Source organism: Acidovorax sp. CF316 (genome assembly GCF_000276605.1).
In the GTDB taxonomy this organism is placed as follows: domain Bacteria; phylum Pseudomonadota; class Gammaproteobacteria; order Burkholderiales; family Burkholderiaceae_C; genus Acidovorax.
The window spans coordinates 1-4,998 of sequence record NZ_AKJX01000249.1 but is presented as its reverse complement, the minus strand read 5'-3'; the positions used below and the strand labels follow the sequence as shown (position 1 = coordinate 4,998).

Below are 4,998 nucleotides of genomic sequence, written 5' to 3'. Positions count from 1 at the left end.
CTACTTTCTTTTGGCGACGCAAAAGAAAGTAGGTGCGCCGCCGGGCGCACATCCCGGCCTCCGCCCCAAAAACAAGAACAGAAGCCACCACAGCACAGTGCCTCAACACCATTCGAGGCACGACTGAATGGCCTCGCACCTCCGCAACAGCCCGTGGAAGACCTTGCGCCGCACCAGCCTCTGGCGCCTCCTGGCCCTCCTCCTCCTCCCCGTCCTCGCCCTCGTCACCTGCGTGGAACTGTGGATGACCAGGCACGACGCCCTCGAAGCCGCCAACGCCGCCTACGACCGCTCCTTGCTGGGCGCCCTCAAATCCATAGACGCCAACATCTCCACGGCATCAGGCGGCCTCTCGGCAGAACTCCCATACACCATGCTCGAATTCTTCGAGCTCACCGCCAGCGGCCACGTGTACTTCCGCGTAGCCTCGTCCGACGGCCTGGTGGAACTGGGCAACGCCGACCTGCCCCTGCCCCCGGGCCCGCTGGAGCCCGGCGTACCGCGCTTCTACGACGCCACGTACTTCGGTGAGTCGGTGCGACTGGCCGCCTACCGGCGCAACGTCGATGCCACCGACACCGCGGTACCGGCCACGGCCGACGGGCAGCCCGGCAGCGTGCTCGTGCAAGTGGCCGAAAGCACGCAGTCGCGCCAGGAGTTCACGCGCCGCTTCGTGCAGCGCGCGGCCCTGCGCGATGGCCTGGTGCTGGCCCTCATGGTGCTGGGGGCCGCTGCCACGCTGGCCATGGCGCTGCGCCCGCTGTCGCGCCTGGCGCGCGGCGTGCAGGAGCGCAGTCCCGACGACATGACGCCCATTGCCGACACCGACCTGCCAGCCGACATCCGCCCGCTGGTCGCTGCGGTCAACGGGCAGATGGCGCGCACCCAGGCGCTGGTGGCGCAGCAGCGGCAGTTCCTGGACGATGCCTCGCACCAGCTGCGCACGCACCTGACCACGCTGCAGATGCAGATCGACTACGCGCGCCGCGAGCCCGACCCCGCCCAGGTGCAGGACGCCCTGGCCGCCATCGGCGGCGAGATCGCGCGTGCCACGCGCAGCACGCAGCAGCTGCTGGCCCTGGGCCGCAGCGACACGGCCGCCGTGGAGTACGCGCCCTTCGACCTGGCCGCGCTGCTGCGCACCGTGGCGCTGGAGCTGCTGCCGCAGGCGCGCGCCAAGCAGATCGACTTCGGCATCCACACCCCCAACGCCGCCGCCACCCCGGAGTTCATGGCCGTGGCCGACAGCGGCCTGCTGCGCGAGGCGCTGACGAACCTGGCCGCCAACGCCATTGCCTACACGCCCGCACACGGCACCATCACCCTCTCGGCCGCGGGCGATGCCCTGGGCTGGAGCGTGAACGTCGAGGACAACGGCCCCGGCATGGCGCCCGAGGAGCGTGCTGCGCTGGGCCAGCGCTACCGGCGCGGCTCGCAGGCGGCGGCCGGTGGCTCGGGCCTGGGCCTGGCCATCGCGCGCTCCATCGCCGAGCGGCACCGCGGCGCGCTGCGGCTGGAGGCACGGCCCAGTGGCCCGGGCCTGCTCGCGATATTCTGGTGGCCCAAGCCATGACGGTCTCCATGCCCCTCCCTGCCAGCACCCTGCACGCCCACGCGCCCTCGCGCCGCCATGTGCTGGCGACCCTGCTCGGCGGCATGGCCACCGGCGCGCACACCACCGCGCAGGCCTCCGATGCCAGCAACGAGCCCGGCGAGTGCGTGGCTCCGTCCAAGCCCGGTGGCGGCTTCGGGCTCACCTGCGGGCTGGCGGCCGATGCGATCCAGGCCGTGCGCCCGGGCCGCACGCCGCTGCCCACGCGCTTTCTTCCCGGTGGCATCGGCGCCGTGGCCTTCGACCAGGTGGCCACGGGGCGCCTGGGCGGGCCGGGCACGCTGGTGGCGTTTTCCAGCGGCTCGCTGCTCAACATCGCCCAGGGCCGCTTCGGCCCGCACCCGGTGGGCGCCGTGCGCTTCATCGCCACGCTGGGCACCGACTACGGCGTGATCGCCGTGCACCGCGATGCCCGCTGGCAGAACCTGGCGCAGGTGACGGCGGCGCTGCAGCGCGATTCGGCGCGCGTGGTCTTTGGCGCGGGCGGCACCATCGGCAGCCAGGACTGGATCAAGGCTGCGCAGTTGGTGCGCGCGGCGGGGCAGGACCACAAGAAGATGCGCTTCGTCGCCTTCGAGGGTGGGGGCGAGGCGCTCAAGGCCCTGCGCGGCGGGCACCTGGACATCTTCACCGGCGACGCGGCCGAAGCCATGCAGGCGGCGGCCCAGGGCCTGCCGCTGCGCTTTCTGGCCGTGCTGGCACCCCAGCGCCTGCAAGGCCAGCTCGCCGGCCTGCCCACCGCACGCGAGCAGGGCATCGACCTGGCCTGGCCCACCGTGCGCGGCGTGTACATGGCCGCCACCACACCCGACGCCGCCGTGCGCGCATGGACCAGCGCCTTCGAGCAGGCCCTGGCCGCCCCGGGCTATGCGGCCCTGTGCAGCCGCTACGGCCTGTACCCCTTTGCGCGCACCGGCGCGGCGCTCGAAGACTTCGTGCAGCGCAGCCTGCAGGACTACCGGCGCATGGCCCAAGACCTGGGGCTGCGCACCTGGCCCCGTTGATCCGTTGTTCCGTTGACAGGGCGGGCGGCATCTTGTCGTACTGCCTGCGACGCAGCCTGGCCTGAACCGCTTCGCTATTTTTTACCCGCCCCTATTCGTCCTCCGCCTGACCGTCATCACGCAGCCGGCGATCCAGCTTGCCACGCAGTGACTCGGTGTCTTTCAGGAACTGGTCCACGGGCACAGCGGGGGCCACGCGCAGGCCTGGCGGGAACAGGCTGCTCATGTACAGCTTGTTGGAAAGGCGCATGTTGTTCAGCCACTGCGCACCCAGCCACGACGGCAATCCCAATGCCACCAGCGCAGCCAGCGTCCAGGCCAGCCCCACGCGGCGGCGCGGCAGCACCGTTGACAGGTGGGCATACAACGCCCCCGCCAGCGGCAGCACCACCAGCACATTGGCAAACCGCGAAACCGATTCCAACGAGAAACTGAACGCCACAAAGTTCACCACCAGGTGCACCGCATCCACCGCCAAGGCGGCAGTGCAGGCGATGCGCACATGGCGCCAGAACCGAAGCTGGCCGCCGAACACCTTGCTGGCCACCGCCCATACGCCCGACCATACGCCCAGGCTGGCCAGCAGGCCAAGCACCGTGCCAGGAACAGACTTCAGATACTGCGACGCGTCCCGGGCCTCCAGCCACGCCGACCCCAATGCCGCAGCCAGCACCAGCAGCATGAGCGCAGCCGTGGTGGCCACCGTGCTCCACGGAAACTGGGGCAGCGCCTGTTCGTCGGCGATGGGGGCATCGGCCAGGCGCAGCGTGACGTGGGTGTGGCCCAGGTCGATGGGAGTGCCGCCCGGCCAGTCGAAGCGCTCGCCCTGGGCGTAGTGCTTGCGCTGCAGGCGTGCGCCATTGCGGGTGTGCAGGACCTCCACCTGTACCGCGCGCGGGGCATCTTCCATGCGGTCGATGCGCAGGTGGGCGGGCGCGACGAACGGATCATCGAGCACCAGGTCACAGTCCAGCCCCCTGCCCACCGTCACGGGCCAGCGGGTGACGGGGGCGCGTGCCAGCAGTGCGCCGTGGCGGTCAAAGGCTTCGATGAGGCCGAGGGTGGGCATCATGGTGCGGCCTCCCAGCGAAACGCCTTGAGGTAGTGGTTGGCCAGCTTCATGCCGTTGTCAAAAGCGATGCCTTGCACGTCCAGGCGGCCCAGGATGCCTTGCGTGGGCTGGTTGACCGAGGCTGTCAGCACCGTCATGTTGTACAGGCCGGGCAGCTTGCGGTAGGCCGACATGCAGACCACCGCCCGCAGCGGCAGGCTGCCGGAGTCCACAAAACGTTCGCTGCATTCAACGGCTGTCTGGTGGCGGTTGCCACGCGTCTGGAAGCGCTCGTTGGCAAAGCTTTGCGAGAACACCCGGGCAAACCGCGCCGCGCCCAGGGTGGGGGCGTTGTAGGCCTCATAGGCCAGGCGCACGGTGCCGGTGCTGTAGTCGCCGGCCACGACATCGCTGTCGGCCTGGCACTGCGTGCGTTCCAGGTTCAAGCCCGGAAAGTTCGGGTCGCGCCCCGATCCCCAGCACCGCGCCAGCGCGTCATCGGGCACCGGCACCCGGTAGTTGCCGTGGCGTTGCTCACGAAAGGGCGCTTTCAGAAACCGCTCGGTCAGCACCTGCTGGTGCCCTGTCAGTTGCCTGGTCATCTCCGCGTACGCGGGCTGCGTGATGGGCTCTGCGCTGGCCGCGCGCTGCACCAGCACCTGTGCAAACTCGGCGGGGATCAGGAAGCTGACCTGCTCGCCATCGAGCCGCTTGGCCACGTTGACGCCCAGCACCCGCCCCGCATCGTCCACCGAGGGGCCGCCGCTCATGCCGGGGTTGAGCGTGCCGCCAAAGAAAATCCGCGGATAGAAGCTGCGCCGCACCAGCCCGTTGTAGGTGCCCTCGGTGACGGCAAAGCCGATATCCAGCGGGTTGCCCAGCGAGTAGATGCGCTCGCCCTGTGCCAGGGCCTCTGCGGCGGGCCGAAAGCCCAGCACCGGCGCCGCTGCAGTGCGGGCCTTGGCGCGCAGCACCGCCAGGTCGCGCTGCACGTCGAACACCAGCAGCTCGACCTCGCCCTCCTGCCCCTCCATCGTGACGTACACGCCGCGGTAACGCTCGGGCTCCAGCGCCAGCTGGCTGGCCACATGGAAGTTGGTGACGATCAGGCCGTCCGCAGAGACAAAGAATCCTGAGCCGATCGACGCCTGGGTGTCGGCATTGCGCAGCAGCGTGCGGATCTGCACCAGTTTGTCGCGCGACAGCTCATAGATGCGCCGGGCATCGCGGGACAGGGGTGCAGCGGGCACAGCAGCGGCACCGGCCGCCGCCGCTGTCGCTGGTGCGGCCGATGCGGCCGCACCGCTGTCCACCGGCTCGACACCCGCTGC

The 4,998-nt window shown here is 70.3% G+C and carries 4 protein-coding genes; 2 read left to right on the top strand and 2 right to left on the bottom strand.

Annotation, left to right across the window (positions count from 1 at the left end; genetic code table 11):
- The first annotated feature begins 127 nt into the window (after window positions 1-127).
- Both PMI14_RS28655 and PMI14_RS28650 read left to right on the top strand, forming a co-directional pair.
- Window positions 128-1,573, top strand: a complete 1,446-nt coding sequence (locus tag PMI14_RS28655; RefSeq protein ID WP_007860208.1) for a sensor histidine kinase — start codon at window positions 128-130, stop codon at window positions 1,571-1,573.
- 8 nt (window positions 1,574-1,581) lie between these two features.
- Window positions 1,582-2,616 (top strand): tripartite tricarboxylate transporter substrate binding protein, encoded by a 1,035-nt coding sequence (locus PMI14_RS28650; protein WP_108016552.1) that lies wholly within the window; start codon window positions 1,582-1,584, stop codon window positions 2,614-2,616.
- A 91-nt stretch (window positions 2,617-2,707) separates the two neighbouring features.
- Here the strand turns inward: PMI14_RS28650 and PMI14_RS28645 are convergent, their stop codons facing one another.
- Window positions 2,708-3,688, bottom strand: a complete 981-nt coding sequence (locus PMI14_RS28645) for an FHA domain-containing protein (protein ID WP_007860204.1) — start codon at window positions 3,686-3,688, stop codon at window positions 2,708-2,710.
- A complete protein-coding gene (locus PMI14_RS28640) occupies window positions 3,685-4,980 on the bottom strand; it encodes a serine protease (protein WP_081497421.1) in 1,296 nt (431 codons plus the stop codon). The genes PMI14_RS28645 and PMI14_RS28640 overlap by 4 nt, the downstream gene beginning before the upstream one ends.
- Window positions 4,981-4,998: the final 18 nt, after the last annotated feature.

What these genes read in the sequence shown, in the direction of transcription:
- PMI14_RS28655 (WP_007860208.1), top strand. Translation starts at nt 128, where the DNA reads ATGGCCTCGCACCTCCGCAACAGCCCGTGGAAGACCTTGCGCCGCACC.
- PMI14_RS28650 (WP_108016552.1), top strand. Translation starts at nt 1,582, where the DNA reads ATGCCCCTCCCTGCCAGCACCCTGCACGCCCACGCGCCCTCGCGCCGC.
- PMI14_RS28645 (WP_007860204.1), bottom strand. Translation starts at nt 3,688, where the DNA reads ATGATGCCCACCCTCGGCCTCATCGAAGCCTTTGACCGCCACGGCGCA.